Source organism: Acidobacteriota bacterium, assembly GCA_034211275.1.
Classification (GTDB): Bacteria; Acidobacteriota; Thermoanaerobaculia; order Multivoradales; family JAHZIX01; genus JAGQSE01.
The window spans coordinates 1-26,000 of record JAXHTF010000084.1; the positions used below are offsets into that span (position 1 = coordinate 1).

At 66.7% G+C, this 26,000-nt stretch carries 20 protein-coding genes; 11 read left to right on the forward strand and 9 right to left on the reverse strand.

The window, feature by feature from the left end:
* Nucleotides 1-311: 311 nt before the first annotated feature.
* The 5 genes from SX243_13875 (at nucleotide 312) to SX243_13895 (ending at nucleotide 5,782) form a co-directional block, all read left to right on the forward strand.
* On the forward strand, nucleotides 312-557 hold the full coding sequence (locus tag SX243_13875) for a hypothetical protein (GenBank protein MDY7094052.1): 246 nt from the start codon (nucleotides 312-314) through the stop codon (nucleotides 555-557).
* A 128-nt stretch (nucleotides 558-685) separates the two neighbouring features.
* Nucleotides 686-1,039: a YciI family protein gene (locus SX243_13880; GenBank protein MDY7094053.1), complete on the forward strand. Its 354-nt coding sequence runs from the start codon at nucleotides 686-688 to the stop codon at nucleotides 1,037-1,039.
* A 3-nt stretch (nucleotides 1,040-1,042) separates the two neighbouring features.
* On the forward strand, nucleotides 1,043-2,395 hold the full coding sequence (locus tag SX243_13885) for a sigma-70 family RNA polymerase sigma factor (protein MDY7094054.1): 1,353 nt from the start codon (nucleotides 1,043-1,045) through the stop codon (nucleotides 2,393-2,395).
* Between the two features lie 56 nt (nucleotides 2,396-2,451).
* Complete coding sequence (locus SX243_13890) at nucleotides 2,452-2,955, forward strand: tRNA (cytidine(34)-2'-O)-methyltransferase (protein ID MDY7094055.1); 504 nt, start codon at nucleotides 2,452-2,454, stop codon at nucleotides 2,953-2,955.
* A gap of 550 nt (nucleotides 2,956-3,505) precedes the next feature.
* Nucleotides 3,506-5,782, forward strand: coding sequence for a hypothetical protein (locus tag SX243_13895; protein MDY7094056.1), 2,277 nt, complete (start codon nucleotides 3,506-3,508; stop codon nucleotides 5,780-5,782).
* 112 nt (nucleotides 5,783-5,894) lie between these two features.
* Here SX243_13895 and SX243_13900 read toward each other — a convergent pair whose 3' ends face one another.
* Together SX243_13900 and SX243_13905 are read right to left on the reverse strand one after the other, a co-directional pair.
* Nucleotides 5,895-6,722: an alpha/beta fold hydrolase gene (locus SX243_13900; protein ID MDY7094057.1), complete on the reverse strand. Its 828-nt coding sequence runs from the start codon at nucleotides 6,720-6,722 to the stop codon at nucleotides 5,895-5,897.
* 61 nt (nucleotides 6,723-6,783) lie between these two features.
* Nucleotides 6,784-7,296 carry a hypothetical protein gene (locus SX243_13905; GenBank protein MDY7094058.1) on the reverse strand — a complete coding sequence of 171 codons (513 nt, stop codon included), beginning with the start codon at nucleotides 7,294-7,296 and terminating at the stop codon, nucleotides 6,784-6,786.
* A 115-nt stretch (nucleotides 7,297-7,411) separates the two neighbouring features.
* Here SX243_13905 and SX243_13910 point away from each other — a divergent pair, with 115 nt between their 5' ends.
* From SX243_13910 to SX243_13930, 5 genes are all read left to right on the forward strand, one after another.
* Nucleotides 7,412-7,627, forward strand: a complete 216-nt coding sequence (locus tag SX243_13910; protein ID MDY7094059.1) for a hypothetical protein — start codon at nucleotides 7,412-7,414, stop codon at nucleotides 7,625-7,627.
* Nucleotides 7,628-7,638: 11 nt separating this feature from the next.
* Nucleotides 7,639-8,232 carry a hypothetical protein gene (locus SX243_13915; GenBank protein MDY7094060.1) on the forward strand — a complete coding sequence of 198 codons (594 nt, stop codon included), beginning with the start codon at nucleotides 7,639-7,641 and terminating at the stop codon, nucleotides 8,230-8,232.
* A gap of 340 nt (nucleotides 8,233-8,572) precedes the next feature.
* The gene (locus SX243_13920) at nucleotides 8,573-10,237 is read left to right on the forward strand and encodes an SMP-30/gluconolactonase/LRE family protein (GenBank protein ID MDY7094061.1); all 1,665 of its coding nucleotides are present in this window, start codon (nucleotides 8,573-8,575) and stop codon (nucleotides 10,235-10,237) included.
* A 322-nt stretch (nucleotides 10,238-10,559) separates the two neighbouring features.
* Nucleotides 10,560-11,069, forward strand: coding sequence for a DUF4440 domain-containing protein (locus SX243_13925; GenBank protein MDY7094062.1), 510 nt, complete (start codon nucleotides 10,560-10,562; stop codon nucleotides 11,067-11,069).
* A 243-nt stretch (nucleotides 11,070-11,312) separates the two neighbouring features.
* Nucleotides 11,313-13,571: a TonB-dependent siderophore receptor gene (locus tag SX243_13930; protein MDY7094063.1), complete on the forward strand. Its 2,259-nt coding sequence runs from the start codon at nucleotides 11,313-11,315 to the stop codon at nucleotides 13,569-13,571.
* A 121-nt stretch (nucleotides 13,572-13,692) separates the two neighbouring features.
* On the opposite strand, the gene SX243_13935 is transcribed toward SX243_13930, so the two are convergent.
* From SX243_13935 to SX243_13945, 3 genes are all read right to left on the reverse strand, one after another.
* The gene (locus SX243_13935) at nucleotides 13,693-17,553 is read right to left on the reverse strand and encodes a lamin tail domain-containing protein (GenBank protein MDY7094064.1); all 3,861 of its coding nucleotides are present in this window, start codon (nucleotides 17,551-17,553) and stop codon (nucleotides 13,693-13,695) included.
* A 374-nt stretch (nucleotides 17,554-17,927) separates the two neighbouring features.
* Nucleotides 17,928-18,992: a hypothetical protein gene (locus SX243_13940; GenBank protein MDY7094065.1), complete on the reverse strand. Its 1,065-nt coding sequence runs from the start codon at nucleotides 18,990-18,992 to the stop codon at nucleotides 17,928-17,930.
* 265 nt (nucleotides 18,993-19,257) lie between these two features.
* Nucleotides 19,258-20,307 (reverse strand): hypothetical protein, encoded by a 1,050-nt coding sequence (locus tag SX243_13945; GenBank protein MDY7094066.1) that lies wholly within the window; start codon nucleotides 20,305-20,307, stop codon nucleotides 19,258-19,260.
* 460 nt (nucleotides 20,308-20,767) lie between these two features.
* On the opposite strand from SX243_13945, the gene SX243_13950 reads away from it, so the two are divergent.
* Nucleotides 20,768-21,580 (forward strand): ZIP family metal transporter, encoded by an 813-nt coding sequence (locus SX243_13950; protein MDY7094067.1) that lies wholly within the window; start codon nucleotides 20,768-20,770, stop codon nucleotides 21,578-21,580.
* Between the two features lie 135 nt (nucleotides 21,581-21,715).
* On the opposite strand, the gene ligD is transcribed toward SX243_13950, so the two are convergent.
* The 4 genes from ligD to SX243_13970 all read right to left on the reverse strand — a co-directional run.
* Nucleotides 21,716-22,630 carry a non-homologous end-joining DNA ligase gene (gene ligD / locus SX243_13955; protein MDY7094068.1) on the reverse strand — a complete coding sequence of 305 codons (915 nt, stop codon included), beginning with the start codon at nucleotides 22,628-22,630 and terminating at the stop codon, nucleotides 21,716-21,718.
* A gap of 4 nt (nucleotides 22,631-22,634) precedes the next feature.
* Nucleotides 22,635-25,154, reverse strand: coding sequence for a DUF87 domain-containing protein (locus SX243_13960; GenBank protein ID MDY7094069.1), 2,520 nt, complete (start codon nucleotides 25,152-25,154; stop codon nucleotides 22,635-22,637).
* A 123-nt stretch (nucleotides 25,155-25,277) separates the two neighbouring features.
* Nucleotides 25,278-25,718 (reverse strand): hypothetical protein, encoded by a 441-nt coding sequence (locus SX243_13965; protein ID MDY7094070.1) that lies wholly within the window; start codon nucleotides 25,716-25,718, stop codon nucleotides 25,278-25,280.
* A 94-nt stretch (nucleotides 25,719-25,812) separates the two neighbouring features.
* The coding region (locus SX243_13970) for a hypothetical protein (protein MDY7094071.1) at nucleotides 25,813-26,000 on the reverse strand (188 nt) is incomplete at its 5' end.

Genomic DNA, 26,000 nt, shown 5'->3' on the forward strand with positions numbered 1-26,000 from the left:
CTCTGCGTCTGTCTTTGTCTCGGCCGCGGTCTCTGTCTCTGCGTCTGTCTTTGTCTCGGCCTCGGCCTCTGCGTCTGTCTTTGTCTCGGTCTCTGCCTCTGTCTCTGTCTCTGTCTCTGTCTCAGAAGCAGGGCGAGGCGTCAAAGAGGTTCGGGAGCGTAGTCGAGGCGCTCGAAGCAAAGCCTTGGACTGATGAATCGTCGGCTCAGTCCCTCGAGAGTGCCTTGGGATGGGTAGCGTTGGCCGGAGCGGCTCTAGCTCTTGGTGCGCAGTTGGGCATCGAGGACTGCGTGACTCGGAAAGAGATCGAATTGAGACTCCAACCCCTCCTAGATCCCCAGGCCACGGCAGCCGCCTTCCTCCCCAAAGGTCCAGAACGCGACCGCGCCATCGCTGAGCACCAAGCCCTCCTCGACTGTCCTTGGTCCCCCATCCCCGTCTACGAGGCCCTCTTCGCCGACAAAGAATGGACCGAGATCGACTTCTCCCCCCTGGCCATAGTCAAGAACCTCGAAGCCGCCATCGCCTGCTTGGAAAAAGACCTGCCCAAAGACTGACCTGCTTCGCCCACAAGAAAAATCTCCCACCCCTGTCGATTCCCCCCCACCCATCTTCGTCATCTAGTCGAGAGGCTGCGCCATGAGGGCGGGGCTGAGAGACAATCTGAAGCGAGGAGGATGACGAGATGGCTGAGTTCATGCTGTTGTTGCACGAGAGCACCACCGCGGCGTCGGAGATGAGTCCGGAGGAGATCCAGGCGATCATCGCGAAGTATCAGGCTTGGAATGACAGCCTGGCAGAAGCGGGGAAGCTGGTGGGAGGCGCCAAGCTGGCGGATGAGGGGGGGAAGATCCTGACCGGGTCCAACGCCGCGCCGCGGGTGATCGACGGGCCGTATAGCGAGACGAAGGAGATCGTCGGCGGCTACTTCACCGTGCGGGCTGCCGATTACGACGAGGCGGTGGAAATCGCCCGCGGATGTCCGCACCTGGACTTCGGTGGGCGCATCGAGATCCGGCGCATCGACGAGCTCGACTAGACGGTGGGAGCGCGGGGGGACAGCCCGGACGTCCAGGGGTTGGTGGACCATCTGTTTCGCCACGAGGCGGGGCGGATGGTCGCCGCCCTGACCCGTTCCCTGGGGCCGGCGTGGCTGCCGCTGGCGGAGGAGGCGGTGCAGGATGCGTTGCTCCAGGCGCTCAAGCGCTGGCCCTTCCACGGCGTGCCGGACCAGCCCGGGGCGTGGCTCTACCGCGTCGCCCGCAACCGCGCGCTGGATCGGCTGCGGCGGGACGCCAGCTTTCGCGGCAAGGAGGAGGCGGTGCGCCGGTCGCTCCTCGACGCGGCGCCGCCGGATCCGGAGGCCGGCGCGCGGCTGCCCGGGGAGGTCACCGACGACCAGCTGCGGCTGATCTTCCTCTGCTGCCACCCCGAACTGCCGCGGGACGGCCGGGTGGCGTTGACTCTCAAGACCGTGGCGGGGTTCAGCGTCGGGGAGATCGCCCGCGCCTTCCTGGTGCGGGGCACCACCGTGGCTCAGCGCCTGGTGCGCGCCCAGCGGCGCATCCGCCGGCGGGAGATTCCCTTCGAAATGCCCGATCCGGAGCAGCTGCCGGAGCGCCTCGACGCGGTGCTAGAGGTGCTCTACTTGTTCTTCAACGAAGGCTACTCCGCCGCCGGCGGCGACGCCCTGGTACGGGCGGATCTCTGTGCCGAGGCGCTGCGGCTCACGGAGCATCTGGCGGGCTACCTGGAGAGCCGGGAGGAGGCTTTCGTGGAGGAGGAGGTCCGTAGAGAGGCGGGGGCTTGTGGGGAGAAGGACGACGAGCGCGGTCTCACCACCGGCGCCGCGGCCCACGCTCTGGCGGCGCTGCTCTGCTTCCAGTCCTCCCGCCTGCCCGCCCGCGCCGACGAGCGCGGCGATCCGGTGCTGCTGGGGGAGCAGGATCGCCGGCGGTGGGATCAGCGGCTGGTGCAGCGGGCCTTCGCGCACCTCGAACGCGCCGCTTCGGGCCGGCGATTGACGGCGTACCATCTGCAGGCCGCCATCGCCGCCGAGCACGCCACCGCCGAGAGCCTCGACGCCACCGATTGGCCCGCCATCCTGCGCCTCTACGACCAGCTCCACACCTTGAACCCGTCGCCCATCGTGGCCCTCAACCGCGCCGTGGCGCTGGCTCGGGTGGACGGCCCGGCGGCGGCTCTCGCGGCCCTCGACGCCCTCACCGACGAGCCGGCCGTGGCGCACTACTATCTCTTCCACGCCACCCGTGGCGAGCTCCTCCGCCAGCTCCACCACCCCACCCAGGCCGCCACCGCCTACCGCCGGGCCCTCGAATGCTCCATGAGCGAGCCCGAGGCGCGGTTCCTGCGGCGGCGGCTGGCGGAGTTGTAGCCGGTCAGCTCGTCCTTCCTCCGTAGGCGGGACTCCTCCGCTATCCTCACGAAGCAATGAGCCAAGAACCAACCCCCAAAGCCACCCCGAACCGCCACCTCCACGTCGTCCTGGTGCACCCGGAAATCCACTGGAACACCGGCAACGCCGGGCGCACCTGCTTGGCCGCCGGGGCGCAGCTGCACCTGGTGGAGCCGTTGGGGTTCGACCTCGACGACCGGCGGGTGCGGCGGGCGGGGCTCGATTATTGGCCCCGGGTGGCGCCCCGGGTGTGGTCCGGCTGGCCGGAGCTGGAGGCCGAGCTGCCGGCGTTGGGGGAGCCGTTTTTCTTTTCCGCCGACGGTGAGCGGGATCTGTGGGAGGTGTCGTTCCCCGAGCGCCCGGTGCTGGTCTTCGGCCGCGAGTCGGTAGGCCTGCCGGCGGAGCTGCGGGAGGCCTACCGGGATCGCCTGCTGCGCCTGCCCATGGCGGATCCCCAACTGCGCTCCCTCAACCTCTCAACGGCGGTTGCCGTGGCCCTGTACGAGGTACTGCGCCAGCGCCGGGAGCGCGGGCGGTAGCGTCCTGACCTGACACTTGCTTGGTTTGAAGGCTACTGCTCCTCACTTGCGAGCACTTCACAACTCGTCACTCCCGCGAAGGCGGGAGTCCACGCGCTGGTGAGGAGTGATTGTTGAATTTTCCCGGATGGGCTGACTTCAGGTACCACCGGGCTGGATAGCAGGTATTCACTCCCCAGTCCCGCGTAGATTCCCGCCTGCGCGGGAATGACGGAGGGGGTGATGGAGAGGGCGAGGGCAGTAGGAAAGGATGGTGGTCTCGGCACCTCCGCCCGGGGATCCAATCCCCGGGCTACTCAAGCGCCGCTGGCTCCGGAGGGGAGGGAGTGGATGAGCAGGCTCTGGGAGCCGGATTTATCCGGCGGTGTCCTGGGTAGCCCCGGGATTGATCCCGGGGCGGGACTGGCCGCCGCCGGCGGTCGAAGCGGCCCTCCGCGCGGAATGCGCTATGCTTATGCGCACCTTTCGATGTGATGCTTTCGCCGGTCTCCCCCCTGCCGGTGAATGGATGAGGACCCGAGCCTGAACAGTCTGTGTGGAGGAGTCAGTGATGAAGAGCTTGCAGCGTTGGCCGGCGGGAGGACGCCGGGTGGTCTGGATGTGGAGTGTGTGCGCCGGTCTGATGATGAGCCTTGCCCTGGCCGGAGGGGCGGGGGCGGAGCTGCCGAATCCGGTGCTCTTCGTGACCCAGGTGCCGATTCCGGCGGATTTCGCCACCATCGGATCGGTCTTCGCCAACCACCGCGGGGATGTGAGCCTTACCGGCCGCGGCGGAGATCTGTACATCCGTTATCCCGACGGCAGCCTGCGCAACCTGACCCAGGAGGCGGGGTTTGGCAATTCCGGCTTCCAGGGCGCCGGTTCCATCGCCGTGCGCGATCCGGAGGTGCATTGGAGCGGCACCAAGGCGGTGTTCAGCATGGTGGTGGGGGCTGCGACACAGCAGTTTCAGGTCATCGACAGCTATTGGCAGCTCTACGAGGTCACCGGCCTGGGGCAGGGGCAGACGGCGGTGATCACGCCAGTGGCCAACCAGCCGGCGGATTTCAACAACGTTAGCCCGGCCTACGGTACCGACGGGCGCATCCTTTTCATTTCCGACCGGCCCCGCAACGGCCAGCGCCATCTCTATCCCCAGCAGGACGAGTACGAGAGCACCGCCACCAACACCGGGTTGTGGAGCCTGGATCCGGCGAGCGGGGATCTGCGGCTGCTAGACCATGCGCCGTCGGGGGATTTCGACCCGTCGGTGGATAGCTTCGGGCGGGTGATCTTCACCCGCTGGGATCATCTCCAGCGCGACCAGCAGGCGGACGCCGATGCGCTGAACGGCAGCGACATCTACGGCACCTTCAACTTCCGCAACGAGACCGCCGGCGCCGCACGGTTGGCCAACCGGGACGAGGTCTTCCCGGAGCCCCGGCCGTCGCGCACGGATCTGCTGGCGGGGACCAATTTGGAGGGGCACCGCTTCAACCATTTCTTCCCGTGGATGGTGCGCGAGGACGGCACCGAGCTGGAAACCTTGAACCACATCGGTCGCCACGAGCTGCACTTCTACTTCAACCGGGCGATCAACGACGACCCCAACGTGGTGGAGTTCATTGATGCGACCTCCGGGCGTTTCAACCCCAACGACATCGAGAACGCGCTGCAGATCCACGAGGATCCCACCACTCCCGGGCGCTATTTCGCGGTAGATGCGCCGGAGTTCCAGACCCACGCCGCCGGCATGATCTTCTACCTGGACGCCCCGCCGACCCTGCCCGCGGACGCTTCGGCGGTGACCTATGTGACCCATCCGGACACCCGCGAGGTGACCCCCGAGGGCGGCACGCCGGAGCCGGGGCATACGGGCTTTTACCGTAACCCGCTGCCCCTCTCCGACGGTTCGCTGGTAGCGGTGCACACGGCGGAGACCCGCGCCGACGACAACGAGGGTACCCGCGCCCAGCCCCAGTCGCGCTATGACTTCCGGCTCAAGGAGCTGGTGGCCGGGGGCGGCTATCTCGAAGCGGGGACGGCGCTGACGCCGGGCATCGTCAAGACGGTGTCGTATTGGGACCCGGACGTGATGGTGCAGTACTCCGGTCCGCTTTGGGAGCTCAGCCCGGTGGAGGTGAAGGCGCGGCCGGTGCCCACTGCCGCGGCCCACACCCTGCCGGCACCGGAGCAGAGCATCTTCGCCGACGAATCGGTGGATCCGGCGGCCTTCCAGGAGTCCCTCCGGCGCCGGGGGCTGGCCCTCATCGTCAGCCGCGACATCACCACCCGGGACGAGGCGGATCTTCAGCAGCCGTTCAATCTTCAGGTGCCCGGGGGCACCGCCGGCACTACCGGGGCCGGTGGCTTGGTCTACGATGCGGCGCATTTGCAGATTTTCCAGGGCGACCAGATCCGCGGCATCGGCGGCACCGCTTCGCCGCGGGCGGGGCGACGGGTCCTGGCCCAGGAGCTCCACGATCCGCGGGCAGCCAATCTGCCCAATCCCGGCGGCCCGGCGGGCAGCGTGGCGGTGGCAGCGGACGGCTCGGTGGCGGCGCTGGTACCGGCTCGGCGGGCCCTGACCTGGCAGCTCACCGACAGCGCCGGCACCGGGGTGGTGCGGGAGCGCTATTGGCTGACCTTCCAGCCCGGCGAGGTGCGGGTTTGCGCCTCCTGCCACGGCCTCAACAGTCAGGACCAGGCGGGCCAGCCCCATCCCACCAACCCGCCGGAGGCGCTCCGCCAGCTGCTCCAGCAGTGGAAGCTCCAGCAGCTGCCGCTGTTCACCGACAGCTTCGAGAGCGGCGGCACCGGCGGCTGGTCAGCGGTGGTGGGGGACTGAGGACGCAGACTTGGTGGGCTGGCGCCCACCCTACTTTTGCTTCGCTGGGAGACCTCCCGTAGGGTGGGCGCCAGCCCACCGTGTCTTTGGGATTCGATCAGCCGCTGGCGGGCTATGAAGCGCTCACCCCCGTCAGGAATTCCTCCAGCGCCGCGTTCACCGCTTCCGGCTGCTCGAGGTTGGAGGTGTGGCCGGCCTGGGGAATGATCACCAGCTGGGAGCCGGCGATGCCTTCGTGGATGCGTTGGGATTTGGCGGGGATGGTGGCGACGTCTTCGTCGCCGACGAGAATCAGGGTCGGAGCCTGGATCTTGCCTAGCTCGCCCTCGATTCCCTGACGCTCGATGACGCCATCGACGGCGCGGGAGATGCCGATGCGGTGGTTGCCCACCAGGCGCCGGCGTAGCTCCCGGCGCTCGTCGGCGCGGGTGGGGTCGTGGAGGAAGGTGCGGCCGAAGAGGATCTTCATCACTCTCCCCGCCACCAATCCGAGACCGAACCAGCGGGCGATGAAATTGAGCAGGCGGTAGCGCGGCACGTTTTTTCGCGGCTCCGGCTCGGAGGAGGTCTCCAGCAGGCAGAGGGAGCGCACCAGCTCCGGCCGCCGGGCCGCCACCCGCATGCCCACGAAGCCGCCCATGGAGAGTCCGACGAAATGGCAGGGGCCGATGTCCAGCGCTTCGATGAGGGCCGCCGCGTCCTCTGCCAGGGTGTCCATGTCGTAGCCGTCGTCGGTGACCTCGGTACGACCCTGGCCGCGGAAGTCGAAGGTGATGCAGCGGTAGCGATCCCGGAAGGCTTCGATCTGCGGCTCCCACAGCCGCCCGTCCCACAGCAAGCCGTGGGCGAAGAGGAGGGTCTGCGAGCCTTGCCCTGCGCCTGGTGCCGGCCCCGAATCCTCGTAGTGAAGACGGACCCCTTGGAGGTCTAGGCTGGGCATGGGCTCGCCCCTTTCGTTACTGAGTTCTCAGGTGGGGTGAGTTCTCAGGTGGGGTGGGTTCTCAGGCAGGAGTGGTGGCGGCGGAGGTGGCGTCGTCGAGGGCGTCGACGACGGTCTTGAGCACCACGAAGAGGTGGCCGATCTCGTCCTCGGTGATCTCCACTCCGTCGGGTCGCACCGGGGCGTCGAAGAGGGCCTCCAGCACTCGGCGGAGCAGGTGCGGTTGACCGCTCCCGGCGCGCCAGGGCTCATCGGCGGTGGACGGCTCATCCTCGTCGGCGTCCGCCGCCAGCGCTTCTAGATTCTCTTCGAAGAGCGTGGCCAGGACCTCCTCGGAAACCTGGGGCAGCTCGCTATCGAAGTTCTCGGTGAAGGTGCGGGCAATCTGGAAGAAGAGAACGTTGGCGAGACTTTGGGCGGCAGTGCCCAGGTCCTCGGTGGTGGCGAGGACGAAGGCCAGCAGGCTCGGGTAGTGGCGAGCCAGATCGTGCATCGCTTCCCGCGCCGCCTCCGGCTTGAGGTTGCTGGTCTGCTCCCAGGTACGGGCAACTTGTTTCTCGTCGAGGGTTTGCATCGGAAGGGGGGCGGGGGAATCCTTGCTTCACCGGAGCCGCGGTGTCACTCTAGCACGGTCGTCCCGTTCGTTTCTCAAAGGCCTCTTGGAGCCTGCTCCTCACCAGGATTTCTTCGTGCCCCTTCCTTCTTCCTCCCGCCCGGCTCCCCGCCCGACCCTTTGGTTCCGGCTGCTGCCGGTGGCCTTGCTGGCGGTGATGGTCGGGGTGGGGCTGGGGCTGGAGTGGGCGGTCTACCAAGGGCCGCGCATCCTCACCAAATTGCCGCTCATCGTCCTGCTGCTGGTGCCGCTGCTGCGCCGGTGGCGTTTCTGGCGCAAGGCCCGGCGCTGAGCTCTCCCGCCGTGCACGGATTCATCGAAGGCATCACCGCCCTCTTCTTCCTGCTCACCGTGGCCCACGCTCTGTGGTTGCGCCGCTCTGAGGGGGCCTGGCTGATGGGAAGCCTGCTGGTGCTGGGGGCAGTGCGGGAGAATTTCGTCATCCTGCGCCAGGTGCTCTACGGCTTCGCTCCTCTATCGCTGATGCTCGGCCGGGCGCCGGTGATCGCCGCGGTGATCTGGGGCTACAGCATCTACATCGCTCTGATCTGGGCGGAGGAGGTCGGCGGCGAGAAGCTCGGAGAACGGGCTTCCCCACGATTGCTGACGCTGGTGGGGCTGTTCATGGTGGCGCTGGTGGGATTTTATGAGCCCTTCCTTGAGCTCATCGGCATGGCCCGCTGGCAGGAAGGTACCCGCAGCACCGCCGGCGTGCCGTGGATCGCGCTCATCGGCTATCCCGCCCTGGCCTGCCCGTTCCTGGTGTTGTGGAGCTGGGTCCGCCGCCGTTTCCCCCACTCCCGGAGCCGGTTCTTGGCTCTGGCCATCGCTCTCCCTCTCCTCGCTCTGATGCACGCAGAAGGCCTCCAGCGGCTCAAAGATTGGCTGGGTTGGTAGCCGTCGGCAGCCTGGTCTTCGCTCGGGGGCCAGGCTTGTTCGACTGCTTCCGTGTCTCATTCACTGCGGGAGCTTGCACGTCTTTGTTGAGAATGAAAACTCTCTGCTGGTTCGCCCTATTTGAAACAAACAACCAGGAAATGTAGTACTGTGGGTATACATTGATTTTCATTAAGCCTCTGAGGCGGCTGTTCAAGCTGCCGCAGGCGATCGGTCGTAGCTCCTTCGCTGTGCACCGCTGACGCTGCTCGCTCCGTTCCGATCCAGGTCGGGCCGGGACCCGGATCGGGGAGCGCGGAGGCGGATCGCTGATCCGGCACAGCATGAAGGAGAGTGAGCAATGAAGTGGACACGCTTGGTTTCGACCTGGTTGTTCTTCGCGGGGGTGGTGACGTGCTGGGTGTCGTCGGGGGCGGCGACACCATTGGTGGTGGAGGAGCTGGCTCACGGGAGTTTCACCCGTGGCGCCAACGGCTTGCGATTCGATGCCGCGGATCGATTGCATGTCGCTAGCTTCCTCGGTCGGGAGATCGTCGTCCTGGACGCCGATAGCGGAGACGTGTTGGAGCGTGTACCACGCAGCTCGGACACTCCGGACGATCTGGTCTTCGGTCCCGATGGGTCGATGTACTGGACTTCTCTGCTCACCGGGGTGGTGACCCGCAAGGCCCCCGATGGTTCCATCACCTCGCAGGTGGTGGGAACGTCTCCCAACGCCATCGCTGCCTCAGACGACGGGCGACTCTTCGTTTCCGAATGCCTCGGTGGCGAGGTTGCGGGACTCTACGAGCTGGATCCGCAGCTGGTGGCTCCGCCACGGCTGATCACCGACGCCCTGGGCGCCGGCTGTGCCCTCAACGCCATGGACTTCGGACCGGACGGCGGGCTCTACGGCCCCCGCTGGTTCGTCGGAGATGTGGTGCGGGTGGACGTAGACACCGCCGAAATGACGGTGGTCACCGCGGGCTTCGAGGTTCCGGGGGCGGTGAAGTGGGGCCCCGACGGCGCTCTCTACGTGCTCGATTACGGGGCGGGAGAGCTGTGGCGCTATGCCCCCGGCGCCGAGAGCCTGGATCTCGTCGCCAGCCTTACGCCGGGCGTCGACAACCTCGCCTTCGATTCCCACGGCCGACTTTTCGTCTCCCATGGCGTCGACAGCGAGATCGTCGAGATCGAGCCCGACGGTGCTGTGCGGGTGGTCCAGCCCGGCGGCATGGTAGCCCCCGGGGGACTCGCTCTGGTGCCGCGGGGTCACGGCCGGATGAGTCTGTGGGTCGCCGACTCCTATGATCTGACGGAGCTGGATGCGCGCACCGGGGAGGTGCTCAGCGTCGAGCAGACCGGTCAGGGCGGTATCCCCCTGACCACTCCTCAGACGGTCTCCGCCGACGGCCACAACCTGCTTCTCACCTCGTGGTTGCAGAACCGAGTGCAAGTCTGGGATCCGCGCACTCGGCGTTTGTTGGTAGATCTGGCGGATTTCGCTCTGCCCATGGACGCGGTGCGCTTCCGGGGCGACTTGGTGGTCACCGAGGCCCTCACCGGCCAGGTGGTGATGGCCAACCACCACGACCTCCAGCAGCGGCGGGCGGTGGCGTCGGGACTGGTGCTGCCCACGGGGCTCGCCACCAACGGCCGGGATCTGTGGGTCTCCGATTGGGCCACCGGCACGATCTGGCAGTTGGCTCGCCGGGGCCGGTGGCTGGACTCGCCGGTGGCCATCGCCGAGGGCTTGATCCAGCCCGAGGGGCTCGCCGTGGATCGTCGCGGCCACCTGCTGGTGGTGGAGGCGGGAACCGGCAGCCTGTTGCGGATTCACCGCCGCTCCCACCGCGTCCGGATCCTCGTCGATGGTTTGGATCTCGGGGTCAGCGCCCTGCCGGGGCTGCTGCCCACGTGGTTCTTCAACGGGGTCGATGTGGACCGGGCTGGCAGGATCTACGTCAGCGGAGACCGCGGCCGTTTGATCTACCGCATCAAGCGGTCACGATTCGGTGGCCACTAGCAATCCCTAGCGAACATTCCTCCAGCTGATGCGGGGCGGCGAGGCGTTTCCTGCGCCCGCCGCCCTTTTTTGGTTGTCTTGCCGGTCGTCCTTCCGGTGGTCAAAGCCTTTGGGGGCAGTCCCGGGGGGGGGCCGGCTCAGATGCAGGAAGCACTTCGTTGTGCAAGGGCATATGATAATTTCTAAGAATCGATGGCAGCCGAGCAGTCAGAATTGACCGAGTGGGCCCATGCGACGCCTCCTCTCAACGGCACCGCCAGTCATTCAGTGCCGTGTTGGCTAGGCTCGCAGAATTCCGAGCGGAGGAGAGGGAGGTAGGGAGTTGAATCGGAAGCGCCACCAGCGACATCTCAGCCTTTTCATGGTGTCTTGCATCCTTGGAGTGTTGGGTGGCTCCACCTTCGCTCTGCCGGTGGTTACCCACCTTTCGGATGCCCGGCCGGTCCAGAGCCTCGACGCCGCATATCAACGACTGAGCGCTGCCTATCAAGAGCTCGATTCCTCGGCAGCCATCACCGTCTACACGCCGGACGCTCTCTACCTCCAGCCCGACGAGCAGTTGGTGCAGGGGCGGGCGGGAATCCAGGAGGCCTTCGAGCGGCTCTTCGATTGGGCCGAAGCCAAAGACCTGGAGCTGCGTCTGACCTTCGAGATCATGGAGCGGGATGTGGAGCGGGACCTGGCCTACGACGTCGGTCTCTACACCCTGGCGCGGCTTCGAGAGGGGGACGAGCTGGGCAGCATTCGCGGCAAATTCGTGCTCATCTCGCGTCGCCAGGAGGACGGCTCCTGGCTTTTCCACGTCGATGGTTTCAGCCGTTCGCCCAAATGAATCGTCTCTCGGCAGGCTTGCGAGGGGCCTTCGCCATGCTCGCCGATTTCCGGTGACAGGCCCCCGGATGTGGTAGAACCTGGCCGGGAGAAAACCCCAGCGGGTCTGAGCCCGTACTCATCCCAAAGGGGGTTGGGCCTGCCGGCACATTCCCCCAATTCATCCATCATTCTCCCCGAAGATGAGGGAGTTGCATCGAGATCCTGAGCCGGCGGCGAGCTGTGCCGCCAAGGAGAGCAGAGCGTGAGCGAGGAGAACCGCGTGGGCGAGACGAATCTGGAGACCGTGTGGGAAGGCCCGGAAGGGGCGCGAGAACAGTGTGCAGTGAGTAGCCGCCGAGGTTGGTCTTCGAGGCTGCGCTTTGGATTGCGCGCCGGACTGCTGACCGCGGCGCTGGCCTGCTTCGCCGCTGCTCCCGGGATGGTGAGCGCTCAGGAGGCCGAGGAGCCTCCCGCTGAAGGGCCGAGTTCCGAGGAGTCGAGCTCCGAGGAGTACGTCGTCGAGGACGAGGTCTTCGTGGAGGGCCGGCTACCGGATATCCCGACCTCCAACACCGTCGCTGCCAAGCTGCCCCTATCGCTGCAGGAGACGCCAGCCAGCGTCAGCGTGGTGCCGTCACCGTTGATCGAGCAGCAGCGGGGCTTCGTTCTCGGTGACGCCTTGAAGAACGCCGCCGGCCTCAACGTGCAGACCGGCAACGGTGTCTTCGATTATTTCGTGGTGCGCGGCATCGACTCCGTCACCGGCGGTTTGATCCTCACCGACGGCGCGCCGGAGCCGGAAACCACCTTCTATCAGCTCTACAACGTCGACCGGGTGGAGGTGCTCAAGGGCCCTTCGGCCTTCCTCTACGGCGGCAGCCCTCTCTCCGGCACGGTGAATCTGGTGCGCAAGCAGCCCCAGGGCCAGAGCTTCACCCGTCTGCGCACCTCCGCCGGCAGCTTCAACACCTTCGAGGCTTCCATCGATACCAACCACGCCTTCGCCGATGGCGCCTTTGCCTTCCGCCTCAACTCCCTCTATCAGGAGTCGGACAACTTCCGCGACGACAAGGAGAGCTCCAACTTCGCCATCAATCCGGCTTTCGCCTGGCGTCCCAACGCGGACACCACCGTGACCTTCAACGCCGAGGTGGTGGACACCGAGTACGTCTCCGACGCCGGCCTGCCCATCCTCTTCGACGGCTCCGTGGCGCCGGTGCCGCGGGAGCGCTCCTACCAATCGCCCTTCGATCTCTCGGAGCAGGATCTGCTGCGCCTCCAGCTGGACGTCGAGCATCGCTTCTCCGACCATCTGACCCTGCGCAACAAGACCTATTACCGCTCCCTCGAATGGCTGTCCCGGGGCACCAACTTCAACGGCGTCTTCCCCGATGGCTTTGGTGGCCTGCAGGTTTCCCGCACGCTCCTCGATCTGGATGACGAGCAGGTCTTTCTCGGCAATCAGCTGGAGCTGCTGAGCCGCTTCGATCTCGGCCCCACCACCCATTCGCTGCTGGTGGGCTTGGAGGTCTCGCAGCTGGAGGACGAGTTCACCTTCGGTGTCGGCCTGCTGCCGTCCCTCGATCTCTTCAACCCCCAGGAGCCGGATCCGGTGACGGTCGTCCCCATCCCCGGTCAGGCCTTCGGCGCTGACGCCCGCAGCCTGGTGACCGCCACCTACGCGGTGGATCAGATCGTGTTCAACGATTTCTTCCAGCTGCTTCTGGGCGTGCGCTACGACAACATCGACTTTGAGGACGACCTCTTCGGTACCGACCGTACGGAGGACGAGGTGAGCCCCATGGTGGGCGTGGTGCTCTCCCCCAGCGACGACCTCTCCTTCTACGCCAGCGCCGGCGAGGCCTTCGCGCCGCCGTCGACCTTCGTGGTGGGGGAGGAACGGGAGCCGGAGACCAGCAACCAGATCGAATTCGGCGTCAAGCAGCGGATGCTCGGCGGCAAGCTCCAGGGCACCCTGGCCATCTACCGCATCGACCGCGAGAAGATCGCCATCCCGGACCCCAACGGCGTTACTCAGCAGACCGGTGACCAGCGTTCCGAGGGTGTCGAGCTGGAGCTGGTGGCCCGCCCCGCCGACGGCTGGACGGCGCGCTTCGCCTACGCCTACACCGACGCCGAGCTCACCGAGTTCACCCAGCGCGTCCAGGTGGCCCAATTCCCGCCGGCCTTCCTGACCCTCGACCGCTCCGGCAACACCCCCGCCTTTGCGCCGGAGCATCTGGCCAACGCCTGGGTCAGCAAGACCTTCGACAACGGCTTCGGCCTCGGCGGTGGCGCCCGCTACGTCAGCGAGCAGTTCATCGCCGAGGACAACGCCTTCACCATCGACTCCTACACCACCTTCGACGCCGCCGTCTTCTACGAGCTCCCCGCGTGGCGCTTCCAGGTGAACTTCAAGAACCTCACCGACGAGGAATACTTCACCCGCGGCTTCGGCAACACCAGTGTCATCCCGGCGCCGGGATTCGAGGCATATGGAGGGGTTGAGTACCGGTTCTAGTTCACGACCTGGAGCTCAAGCGTCGCAGCAAAAACCCCCGGCCGGGAGCGAATCCCGACCGGGGGTTTTTCTTATGCCTTGGGGAGCGAACGCCGAATCAGCGGCCGCTCCCGGGGAGCGTTCAGGGGACCATGCGGATCCACCGCTGCATGATGCCCACGGAGCAGCCGAAGAAGGTATGACCCTGGCCGAGACCGAGCTCGGCGATGATCTGCTCGCAGCTGCAGCCGCCGGTCTCGGCGGTGGTGATGGGGGGCGCGACGGGCTGGAGCCAGCCCTGGCTCAAGGATTCGAAGACGGTGTCGTCGTCCACGAGAGCGTAGCGGAAGGGCCTGAGCCCCATGGTCGGCACCGACTCCGGAATCACCGTGTCGGCGCACAGATCGTCGCCGTCGAGGACGCCGTCGAGGTCGCTGTCCGCCAGCACGTAGAGCACCAGGCCATCGTGGTCGGACGCTCGCAGCGGCGTGGTGGGATCGTCCATCAGCACGTCCGGCACGTCGGCGTTGCTGCGGGCGTATTCGACACCGGTGACCAGCGGGGTGAGCTCCGAAGAGGTCAGCATGTGGTCCAGGACCTGGGCGCTGCCGCCGAAGACGAAGGAGTACTGCTCCTCCGCGGGCAGGGCCAGGATGGTGTTGATGAGATCCGGATTGACCAGGTCGGTGGCCGGGAACTCGGCTCCCGCCGGGTCCGGATTGCCGGTGACCTGCCCCATCACATCGACGTAGCCGTCGGTGAACTGGAAGGCGTTGAAGTCACCGGTGACCACCAGATGGATGGACGGATCCATGGTTTGCAGATCCTGGATCACGCCGGCCAGGAACTCGGCCTGCTCGAAGCGCTTGGTCTTGACCCGCGTACCGTTGGAGCCCGGGTCCTCGATGCCGCTCAGCGAGCGCTGGTGCACGCCGATGACGGTGATGGGGAAGTTCGCGCCACCCCCGACGTAGCGGGCGTCGAGGATCAGCGGCGGCCGGTCGTTGAGCAACGAGCCATCGAAGGTGAGCAGCACGTTGGCTCCCACCTGGGTGACGGCGTCCACCACGATGGTGTCGTCGCGGGTGAGGAAGCCGACGTCGATGCCGCCGACGTCGTTGCCCTCTTCCAAGAAGGCCGAGTAGGAGAGGGTCGGGTCGTCGCTGTTGATGCGCGCCGCCAGGCTCTGGAGCACGTTGAGGTTCTCCACCTCCTGTACCGCCAGGATGTCCGGCGCATCCAGCACGTTGCGCACGTGCAGCGAGAACTTATCGAGCAGGTCGTCGAACTCGGCGGTGGTGAGCACCGGCTCGCCGATATTCGGGTCGTCCTGGTCGTCGAAGAAGCGCAGCATGTTCTGGCTCGCGATGGTCAGCTCACCGGCCTCCCGGGGGCTCACCGCCCGCGGCAGCGTCGGCGCCGGGCCGAGGCTGAGGCTAGTGGGCAGCACTTGGTAGTCGCCGAAGGAGAAAGTCAGCGGTCCGGTGGCGCTCACCGTCTGGCCGGCGAAGATCGGCGCGTCGGCGCCGCCCAGGCCGTCGGGGTCGATCTCGAAGATCTCCGGATTGCCGTCCCACACGGGCAGGCCCGGCAGACCCGGGAAGAGGATGCCCGGCTCGCGGTAGGCGCGCTGGCCGGTGGCTACCACCGGTACGTCGCCGAAGCGATCCGAGGGACCGGTGGCGAGACCGGAGAAGGTCACCAACATGCCCTCGTAGCGCTCCACCTCGTTGGCGGGCTGGGGCTGGTTGGGGGACGGGGTGGTGGCGTCGAAGACCACCGCCGCCGGCAGCGGATGCCCCATGGGGTTGACGGTGACGTTCACCGAGCCGCTGAACTCGGTCAGGTCGAAGAATTCGACGATGTCGCCGCTGACGTCCACCGAGTCGCCCACCGCCACGGTGGGCGCCGAGCTGGTGAACACGAAGATGCCGTCGGAGGTCTCCGGATCCCCGTCGGTGCGCGCCGCCGGCGTCTGCATGAAGAAGCCGTTGGTGTCGAGGGCGGTGACCACATTGTCGCGGGTGGTGACGGTCTGGCCGACGAAGGGCGAGGCCAGGCCGGTGCCCTGGATCTCGAAGATCTCTACCTCCGACGGCGGCAGGGTGCAGCCGGAGAAGAGGGAGCCGTCGGCCAGGGTGCCGGGGGAGAAGAGCACGCCGGCCTGAGCGGTGGTGTGCTCCACGAAGCTGATGCCGGAGACGTCCGGGTCGAGGGTCAGGCTCTGGTTGTTGCCACCCTCGCCGCCGTAGCCAGCGCTGACCACCGGGTTGGAGCCGGTATCCGCCAGCACCACCGAGTCACCGCCGTTGTTCAAGCCCAGAGCGCCGTCGGAAGCGGTCTGCACCAGGGCACCGCCGAAGACGCCGGTGATGGACGGGCCGCCGAAGACCACGATGGCGCACTGGTCCTCCACCACCGTGCCGGCGGGGAAGGTGTGACGCACGCCGAAGCCGTCGGAGACGGTCCAGCCGGAAATGTCCTGGGCGCTGCCGCTGACGTTGATGATTTCCACGAACTCGTCCTGGGAGGAGTCCCGGGTGCCGTCACCGTTGGCGTCGCCGCAGCCGGCGGGCAGGCCGAAGCTGCCGCAGTTGGAGTCGCTGGCGGGATCGGCGTGGATCTCGTTGATCACCCAGCCGGCGGGCGGAGGGATGTCGCCGCCGGGGGTCGGGGCCAGGTCGTCGGCCCAGGTGTTGGAGAGATCCTCGGAGGTCTCGTCCGCACCGGTGGCGCCGTTGCCGCCGCTGGTGGTCTCCGCACCCTCGGTGAAGTCCACCCGCTGGAAGGACAGGCCGCCGCTGTGACCGCCGGCGGCGATGACGTCCTGGGAGGCGATGGCGGTGTCGTCGAGGTAAGTGCTGGTGGCGGAGTCGCCGTCGGGGCCGTCGATGGCCACGCCGGTCTTGTCCACCGCCTCGTCCTTGTCGCCCCACACGGCGTAGTCCAGGTCCTGCACCAGGTCGGCGGAGCCGTCCCAGGTGTAGAGGACCACCACTTCGCCGCTGTTGGTCAGGCCGCCTTGGTCGTTGATGGAGCCCGGCAGCGCTTCGCGCATGTCGGGGATGGCGTCGGCGGAGCCGCCGTCTTCGAAGAGCTCGTAGTCGGGATCGATGCCGTACTCCGCGAAGAAGGCGTCGGAGCCGGCGATGGCCACGGTCTGGAACTCTCCGGAGGCGATCATGGCACCGTCGGGGAAGCGGGCGTGGAAGTCCGAGAATCCGCCGCCGCCGGCGTTGGTGCCGGTGACGATGTTGTAGTAGAAGGTGCTGCCGCCGGCGAAGGTGGCGTCGGTGAGGTAGACGTCGGAGAGGTCGATGGTGGCACCGGTGGGATTGTAGATCTCCACGAATTCACCGCCGGTGGGGGTGACCACGATCTCCGTCAGGAGCAGATCGAGCCCCGCGGGGCCGCCGCAGGTGGCGCTGTGGGTGCCCAGGCCGTCGAAGGTGTCGTTGGCGAAGCCGTCCCACTCGATGGAGGGGTCGAAGGCATCGGTCTCGTCGGTGTCGCCGGCGCAGACCTCGGCCTTGCGGCGGATGGTGTTGTTCTGGGTCGAGGCGTCGCCGGAGCCCCACTGGCTGCCGGGATCGAAGCCCAGCTCGCCGATGGCGTCGACCACCACGCCGCCCTTGCGCAGCAGGATGGCGTCGTCGCCGTTGAAGAAGCTCGAAGTGCTGGTCTGATCCGCCTCCGTCAGGATCGCCCCGTCGGCGCCATCGTCGGCGAGAATGTAGACGTCGCCGGAGGCTACGGTGCCGGTGAGGGCGATGGTGGTGGTACCGGAGCCGCCGTTGAAGGAGATGAAGACGTCATAGCTACCGGCGGCCAGATCGATGGCCGAGCCGGTGCCGTTGTAGATCTCGAGAGCCTTATTCAGTGAGCTTCCTTCCACGTATTCGGAGAAGAAGAGCTCGGTGGGCGTCTGGCCCAGAGCCGGCACGGTAGCCGACAGCAGCAGCGCCGCGCTCAGGACGGCGAGCAGAGTGCGTCGTATGGACATGGGGAAACGACCTCCTTGGATGACGGGTCTTTCAGCAGCTTGTCACGGGTGACCCGTCGCCGATGATTGAGAGGGTTCAAAAGCTCGGGAACTGTCAGTGTAAGGCCCCTGGTAGGAGAGGTCGGCTTCGTCGAGTGACAGTCTGACGACACCTGGCGTTGCCAACCGGACCAGAGTCTCGGAAGAGACGCCAGATAAGAATCAGAGGCGACAAACCAACCGAATACTTCGAAAAGTATCACGGGCTGGAGCGCCGTAGGCAGTCCGGCCTTCGACCTTCGCTGAAGGTGTCCTCATCGGAATAGAAAAACCCCGCCCGAAGGCGGGGTGGAAGCTCGCCGCGCTCGGCGGCGGAGTCGGTTGAAGACCGAGCCTCAGGGGCCCATGGGCGGCGGCCCCAGCACCCCGCCGAACTCACCGGGGATGCGGCAGCAGCGGGCGAAGCAGGTGATGTCCACCTCGGTGGTGGTGAAGTTGCGGCCGCGGCAACGGTAGTTGTTGCTCTCCGGCGAGACTTCCCAGAACCACACGTCCTGACTCGTTCCGAACCAATTGTGACCGCCACCGGTGAGGCTGTAGCCGGCGGGGCAGTTGGGGCTGGTGAAAGTGAAGGAGGTGTTGTTCACCTGGATGGTGTTCTCCACCGTCTGGCATTCCAGTGGGCTGGGCTCCGGCGGCGAGAAATAGCCGGTGACGTTGAGTAGCGCGTGGGAGGAGGCGAAGTTGGTGCGCAACACCAAGTCCGAAGCGCAGGCGGAGAGGAAGGGATTGCAGATGGGCACCATGACGCCGTTGATCAGGTTGATGCCCAGCTGAGGGCCGCCGTAGTTGATGACGCTGTCACCGGGGGTGCCGTCGGAGGGCCAGAGTTGGAAATTGCCCTTCGCCAGCGGATCAACCGCCAGCACGTTGATCACCACCGCCACCGCCGAGCTGATCACGCCGCAGAAGTCCGCCGCGCCCTGGCTGGAGGGGATGGCGCCGCCGGCGACGATGATGGTGCGGTCTGCGCCGCCGGGGGTCAGGCGACCTGCGGCGGTGTTGCGGGAGTCGTAGAAGCGGCAGGGCTTGTCGAGAGGGGTGAAGACCAGATCGCGGTCGACATCGCCGAGGAATTTCTCCGGAAACGACTGGCCGGCACGCTGAAGCTCCCGGGCCTGCTCCAATTGCTCGAGGGTGAGGGTTTCGAGGAAGGCCTTGGAGCGCTCTGCCCAGCTGGCGTCGAAGGTGCGGCCGGCGAGCTCCTGGCGCTCGCTCATGAGCTCGAGGATGAGGGCGTTCTTGGCCACCCGCTGAGCCTCCGCTTCCTGCTGGGCGTAGAGGCTGTCCTCCCAGGAGGTGGGCGCCGGCCGGTTCTCCTCGGCGGCCTGCGCCGCCCAGGGCAACGCGGTGAGCAAGGCGAGAGCAAGGGCTAATGCGGTCGAGAGACGACGAACCATGGGGAAGGCTCCTTTCCAAAGATGCAGCTCCTCCGGGGCACCGTAGACCGGTGCCGGCCGGGGATGACCCCATCCGTTGTTGATCAAAGACACGAGGTGACGAGGCTGACAGGATCGGAAGTCAAACGCGACTCTCGCCGCAGAAGAAAAAAGCTGGAGGAAGTATATCCCGTGTCGGGAACCGAGGAGGAGGGGATGCCTCTACTCCCTGACCGCCGGGGCTCCCGGTTGGCAGGAGCCCCGGCGGAACAGGTCCGTTTTCGAGTTAGAGGACGACGCCGCCGAACTCACCGGGGACCCGGCAGCAGCGGGCGAAGCAGGTGATCTCGGACATGTCGGTGTTGAAGTTGCGGCCACGGCAACGGTAGTGGTTGCCCTCCGGGGCGACCTCCCAGAACCACACGTCCTGGGTGTTGAAGAACCAATTGTGACCGCCGCCGGTGAGGCTGTAGCCGGCGGGGCAGTCGGGGCTGGTGAAGGAGAACGACTGGTCGGTGAAGCTCTCGGTGTTCTCCACCGTCTGGCACTCCAGCGGGCTGGGCTCCGGCGGCGAGAAGAAGCCGGTGACGTTGAGCAACGCGTGGGAGGAGGCGAAGTTGGTGCGCAACACCAGATCCGAGGGGCAGACCGAGAGGAAGGGGTTGCAGATGGGCACCATGACGCCGTTGATCAGGTTGATGCCCAGCTGAGGGCCGCCGTAGTTGATGACGCTGTCGCCGGGGGTGCCGTCGGAGGGCCAGAGCTGGAAGTTGCCCTGGGCCAGCGGATCCACCGCCAGGATGTTGATCACCACCGCCACCGCCGAGTCGAGGACGGCGCAGAAGGGGGCCGCTCCCTGATCCGCGGGAATGGCGCCGCCGGAAACGTTGATCGTGCGGTCACCACCGCCGGGGGTCAGGCGCCCGTCGGCGGTATTGCGGGAGTCGTAGAAGCGGCAGGGCTTGTCGAGAGGGGTGAAGACCAGATCGCGGTCGACATCGCCGAGGAACTTCTCCGGGAAGGACTGCCCGGCCCGCTGCAGCTCCTGAGCCTGGTGCAGCTCGTCGAGGGTCAGCTGGTCGAGGTAGGTCTTCATGCGAGTGGCCCAGCTCTCGTCGAAGGTGCGGCCGGCGAGTTGCTGGCGCTCTTCCATCAGCTCGAGGATGAGGGCGCTCTTGGCGGCGCGGTCCGCTTCCGCCTGCTGTTGGGCTGCGAGGCTGTCTTGCCAAGAGCTCGCCGCCGGCCGATTGTCATCGGTGGTTTGCACTCCGGACTGGGCGACCGCTGGTAGAGCGAATAGCAGAGCAAGGCAGAGCAAAAGGGTGAACGATCTCATTGGGAGGCTCCTTTCATGGGTGGGCAGTTCTGTTTGCGGACTTCTTTCTCGAGGTGTGCATTCTTCTAGCACCGGAGCTTGTTGACGGTTTCAACACGCGCCAAGCTCCGTGAAATGGCCACACGCTGCGATCTCGAAGTCATAGCTCGGGGTCACAATTCGAATTCTCGCCCAGCGGTTCTCTCGCCACAGGGGAAGGAGGGCATCGGCTGGCAGTCAATGGATCGAGTATGGCAATAAGAACCACTAGGGTTTGCTATTAGTCTATCTCTTTAGTGGGCGAAGGGAAAGCTGTTCTCGTTGGAGAGTCGTGACCGGGAATGCGGTAATCTTTTGCCATGGAGCGATCAGTGCCCAGGTGGGAAGACCGTAGCCGAGGATCTGCTACACCGCTGCCCGATCGTGCGGGGGTGGGCGCCGGCGGGCTTTGCCCCCGCTTCGCCGAGCAGGGAGATGAGGCATGATGGAGTATTTCCTGGGCTTACACCCGGTGACCCAGGCCTTGCTGGCGACTCTTTTCACCTGGGGCATGACCGCCCTCGGTGCCGCAGTGGTCTTCGTCACCCGTACCGTCAACCAGCGCCTGCTGGACTCCATGTACGGCTTTGCCGCCGGGGTCATGTTGGCGGCCAGCTATTGGTCGCTCTTGGCACCGGCCATCGAGCTTTCGGAGGGTGGGCCGGTACCGCGCTGGGTACCGCCGACGGTGGGCTTCCTGCTGGGCTGCGGATTCCTGGCGGTGGCGGACAAGATCCTGCCCCACCTGCACCCCAACATGCCCAAGAGCCAGGCGGAGGGGCCACCCACGGAGTGGCGCCGCAGCACCCTGTTGGTGCTAGCCATCACCCTGCACAATCTGCCCGAGGGGCTAGCCGTAGGGGTGGCCTTCGGTGCTGCTGCCGCGGGTCTGCCGGCGGCCACCATCGCCGCCGCCGTGGCTTTGGGGGTCGGTATTGGGCTGCAGAACTTTCCCGAGGGGATGGCGGTCTCCATGCCGCTGCGGGGTCAGGGCATGAGCCGGCTCAAGGCCTTCTGGTACGGCCAGCTGTCGGGGGTGGTGGAGCCTTTGGCCGGAGTTCTGGGCGCCGCTGCGGTGCTCGCCGCCCGGCCCATCCTGCCCTACGCCCTGGGCTTCGCCGCCGGCGCCATGATCTTCGTGGTCATCGAGGAGCTGGTCCCCGCCTCCCAGAGCAACAACAACACCGACCTGGCGACCCTGAGCACCATCGGCGGCTTCACCGTCATGATGGTTCTCGACGTGGCCTTGGGTTGAGGTGATGAGTTGTTGAAGAGGATGAATTAGAGCGAGCCTATTGCTTGGTGGGCTGGAGCCCACTCTACGGCCGATCGCTTCATCTACCGGAGTAGGGTGGACGCCAGCCCACCCTCTCGACGACCGAGTTTCCTCTCAAACCCCGACCTCCCGCTGCATCTTGGCGGTGATGGATTGGCGCAGATCGAAGAAGCCCTCCCAGGGATCCTCATCCAGAGCGGCCAAGCGGCGGGGAATGCTCTCGAGGGTGTAAGCCGCAGCGGACTCCAGTCCATCGAGCTCGTTCCAGCGCAGCGGCGTCGCCACCGTCGCCCCGGGGCGGGCGCGGAGCGAGTAGTTGACCACCGCGGTGGCGCCGCGGCCGGTGCGAAGCCAGTCGAGGAAGAGCTTGCCCTCTCGCTTCTCCTTGGCGGCGGTGGCCACCAGGTGCTCCGGATCCTCCTGCACCAGGTCCTCCGCCAGCGCCCGAGCGAAGTCTTTGAGCTCCTGCCACGAACTGCGGCGCTCCAGCGGCGTCACCACGTGCAATCCCTCGCCGCCGGTGGTGCGTAGGAAACTGGTCAGGCCCAATTCCTCCAGCCGGTCACGGACCCGCCGGGCGGCGCTCTTCACCCCTTGCCACCCGACCCCCGGGCCGGGATCGAGGTCGAAGATCAAGCGATCCGGTCGCTCCAGGCGGTCGGTGCGGCAGCTCCACGGATGAAACTCCAGGGCGCCGTACTGCACCAGCGACAGGAGCCCCTCCAGATCCTTCACCACCAGGTAGTCGGCCTGGCCGTCCCGCTCTTCGAGGGTCACCGAGTCCACGGTTTCCGGCAGGCTGCCGGTGTGGTGTTTTTGGTAGAAGCAGTCGTCGATGCCGCCGGGGCAGCGCACCACCGACAGCGGGCGGTCCACCAGGTGGGGCAGCAGGTGCTCCGCCACCGCTTCGTAGTGCCGGGCCGCATCCCCTTTGGTGTGCTCGGCGGACTCCGCAGTGGCGGGGAAGAGCACTCGGCTCGGGTGGGTGATCTTCACCCCGGCCACTTCCAGAGGAGCTTCGTCGGCCATTCTCCTAGGCCCCTTTCGGAGTGCTCCGGGGCGGTTGCCAGGCTGGCAGGAGGGCACCGTCGGTGCGGGCGTAAGGCATCCAGGCGAGGGCCACCAGATGGATCACCACGTCCCGCCGCCGCGGCGCGACCTCGATTTCTTCGAGCTCCTCCCGCTGCATGTCGAAGCGATCCTCCAGGGCGTCGATCTCCTCCTGGAGCTCGTCGTTGAGCTCCGCCAGATCTTCCTGGAGCTCCCGCAGATCCTCCTCCGCGCGTTCCACGTCCTGGCTTTCCTTGGAGCTGCGGCTGAATCGGCGGAAGGCGGTGCCCGCCTTGTTGATATTCGTGCGGGAGAGCTTCTTGCGCCCCATCAGTGCTCCTAGCAGCGCGGTGCCCGCCGAGACCCAGGCATTGGACTTCTGCGCCGCTGCCTGTTCCTCTTCCCGCTCCAATTTCTGCTCGGCCCTGCGCTGGCGATCCTCCAACCGCTCGATGCGCTTGGCGTAGCTCTCCCGCAGCTCCTCGACCTCGGCGTCCCGTTGCTCGCGCATCTCCTCGGTCATGCGGATGCGGAAGTCCCGCTCCTCCTCGCCGGGGCGGGAGGCGGCTTTGAGGGTGGGGCTGAAGAAGAGACGGCAGCGGCGTTCCCGGTACAGGGTGTCGGAGAGCTGGCGCTCCCATTGGGTGTAGCTGGTGCTCTCCAACGCTTCTTTGGGCAACTCGCCGAAGCCGGCGCCGGCGGCGGGATCGGATCCCAGCTCCGACTCCTCGATCTCCAGCGGATCCGCCACCTCCCAATCCACCCGCAGAGCTTCCGGATCCAGCGGCAGCATCAGGGTCAGATCCTCCCGATGCTCCACGTCGAGCTTCTGGTTGACGAAGTGCACCGTGGCGGTGGCCAGCAGGTGGGGCTCGTAGAGGACCCCGCCCTTTTCGTCTCCCTCCTCGCCGTCCACACGGTGGTTGACGGGGAGGAAGACCTGCCGCACCTTTGAGTCCACCCGCGGCCGCGGCATGGTCGCCGGCTCGCCGCCCGCGGGCCCGGCGGTGGCGGCCACTGCCGGATGGACCGTCGGCCCGGCGGGCTGAGCGGCGGCGGGCTCGGCGGGCTCCAGCGTCGCCTGAGCCTTGCGCTCCGCCATCAGCTTCTGGATCTCCAGCCGGGTCATGGGGCCGCGCAGGTAGGACATGGCCCAGCGGGTGTGGAAGAGCACCGGCTCGTCCTCGTGGACGTTGACCATCAGGAAGACCCGCTGGCCGAGGCCGGAGATTAGCCGTTCCATTTCGGCGCGGTCGAAATCCGCGTCGGCGGCTCCGGCGAGGCCGTCCATCAGCCGCTCCTTGTCGCGCTCCGTCTGCAGCCTGCCGAGGAACCAGGTGCCGGTGTTGGAAAGGCCTTTGTAGTCCAGGTCCACCGGATTCTGGGTCGCCAGCATCACTCCCAGGCCAAAGGCCCGGGCCTGCTTGAGCAGGGTCAGCAGCGCCTGCTTGCTCGGCGGATTGGCCACCGGCGGCATGTAGCCGAAGACCTCGTCGATGTAGAGCAGCGCCTGCAGGCTGCTCGACCCCGGCCGCTGGCGCATCCAGGCGAGGGTTTGGTTGAGCAGCAGGGAGACGAAGAACATGCGCTCCGCCTCGCTCAAGTGGGCGATGGAGAAGATAGCGTGGCGGGGCTGGCCGTCGGCGGTGTAGAGGAGCCGGTCGATCTCCAGCGGCTCACCGCTGAACCAGCTTTGGAAGCCCGGCGCCGCCAGCAGATTGTTGAGCGCCATGGCGAGGCCGAAGCGGTCCTTCTCCGGATAGAAGGACTCCATCTCGAAGACGCCGATCTTCTTCATCGGCGGATGCTGGATGGCGCCGATGAGGCTCGCCAGGTCGTGTCCCTGGCCCTGAGACCAGGCGTGGCTGAGAAGGTTCGAGAGCAGGATGTGCTCGCGGCTTTGGAGCGGGTCGGCGTCGATGCCCAAAAGGCCCAGCAGGCCGCTCACCGTGCCCCGCACCCGCTCTTGGAGCAGATCCCCGTCCGCCACCACCTCCGGCGGCGGCGCGCCGAAGGAGGCGAGAATGGAGACCGGCAGCCCCGCCTCGCTCCCCGGCGTGTAGACGGCAAAGTCCGCCGACGCCTTGAGCCGCGCGATGCGCTCGCCGTCCTGTCCCCAGGAGGCGAGGCCGTTCTTCCACAGCTGCGCTTGGGAGGCGGCGAATTCATCGGGGCTCTGATCCTTCCGCCGCGCCGTGCCCTCGTCCACCCACGGCCGGAAATCTTCCGGCGCCAGGTCCGGGAAGGTCAGCAGCAGATTCGCCAGATCGCCCTTGGGATCGATGATCAACGCCGGCACCTGATCGATGGCCGCCTCTTCCAGCAGCGAGATGCACAGCCCGGTCTTGCCGCTGCCGGTCATCCCCAGGCACACGGCGTGGGTCAGCAGATCCTTGGCGTCGTAGAGCACCAGCTCGTCGGTGGTCTCCTCGGCCTCGGCGTCGTAGGCCTTGCCCAGGTAGAAAGCTCCCAGCTTTTCGTAGATCTCCGGCTTCGGCGCCACGGGGGTCTCCTCGCTCGGTGGAAGGGTCCGCCTGTCTGAACAGTCGAGTAGAAAGTCGTCGCCGGCAGTCTGCCACAGCGTTGGAGAGGGCTCAACCGGGGCCTCTTCCGGGGATGGTGCCGTCTATGAAGACCTACGGCGGTGCCAGGCGGCGACCAGGGTGGGGAGCAGAGCAAACACCAAAAGCGAGGCGGCATAGGCCCCACCGCTCACCGGATCTCGGCCGGCCAGGTAGTCGCCTACGGTGGACTGCTGAAGCCACAGAATCAACCAGAGTTCCGCCGCCACCAGCAGCCCCAGCGCCACGACTCCGGCTGCCAGGCTCACCGCCAGGCTCCGGTTCCCGAGGTCGAACCGCCTGACCAGCCACCGCGCCACGAGGATCATCACCACCAACATCACCGGCACCTCCGCCAGCTCCGCTGTGCGCACTCCCCACGCCGGCACCAGCCACAGAGTGCGCACCACGCCGAGGGCGAAGCCGACGGCGAAAACCAGAAGGAAATACAGCCCTCCGGCGAGGAGGGCCGTGCGGGAGGCGGCGGGGTGGGTGGAGGGGGGCATTACAAGGCCCAGTCTACCGCTGGCTCGAGTCGAGCCGTGTTACGAGCCTCTGCTCCTCGGAGACAGGAGCAGAGGTGCTGTTGGGGGGAGCGAATCAGAGGAAGATCGAGAAGAGCTGTCGCAGATCGGCGGTGGCCGTCCACGCGCCCCATCCGTTGCGATCCTGGGCGGCCAGGATCACCGCATTGTGCTGGTCCGCTCGGTGGAGAATCTGCTCATACTCCTCCGCCCCCAAACCCCCCCCCCCCCCCACCACCACCCCCCCGATAAGCACCACCCCCC

Bases quoted from the DNA above. Each gene is read 5' to 3' on its own strand.
- SX243_13940 (MDY7094065.1), bottom strand. From the start codon at position 18,992: ATGGTTCGTCGTCTCTCGACCGCATTAGCCCTTGCTCTCGCCTTGCTC.
- SX243_13920 (MDY7094061.1), top strand. From the start codon at position 8,573: ATGAAGTGGACACGCTTGGTTTCGACCTGGTTGTTCTTCGCGGGGGTG.
- SX243_13905 (MDY7094058.1), bottom strand. From the start codon at position 7,296: ATGCAAACCCTCGACGAGAAACAAGTTGCCCGTACCTGGGAGCAGACC.
- SX243_13900 (MDY7094057.1), bottom strand. From the start codon at position 6,722: ATGCCCAGCCTAGACCTCCAAGGGGTCCGTCTTCACTACGAGGATTCG.
- SX243_13890 (MDY7094055.1), top strand. From the start codon at position 2,452: ATGAGCCAAGAACCAACCCCCAAAGCCACCCCGAACCGCCACCTCCAC.
- SX243_13965 (MDY7094070.1), bottom strand. From the start codon at position 25,718: ATGCCCCCCTCCACCCACCCCGCCGCCTCCCGCACGGCCCTCCTCGCC.
- ligD (MDY7094068.1), bottom strand. From the start codon at position 22,630: ATGGCCGACGAAGCTCCTCTGGAAGTGGCCGGGGTGAAGATCACCCAC.
- SX243_13880 (MDY7094053.1), top strand. From the start codon at position 686: ATGGCTGAGTTCATGCTGTTGTTGCACGAGAGCACCACCGCGGCGTCG.
- SX243_13935 (MDY7094064.1), bottom strand. From the start codon at position 17,553: ATGTCCATACGACGCACTCTGCTCGCCGTCCTGAGCGCGGCGCTGCTG.
- SX243_13895 (MDY7094056.1), top strand. From the start codon at position 3,506: ATGAAGAGCTTGCAGCGTTGGCCGGCGGGAGGACGCCGGGTGGTCTGG.
- SX243_13945 (MDY7094066.1), bottom strand. From the start codon at position 20,307: ATGAGATCGTTCACCCTTTTGCTCTGCCTTGCTCTGCTATTCGCTCTA.
- SX243_13950 (MDY7094067.1), top strand. From the start codon at position 20,768: ATGATGGAGTATTTCCTGGGCTTACACCCGGTGACCCAGGCCTTGCTG.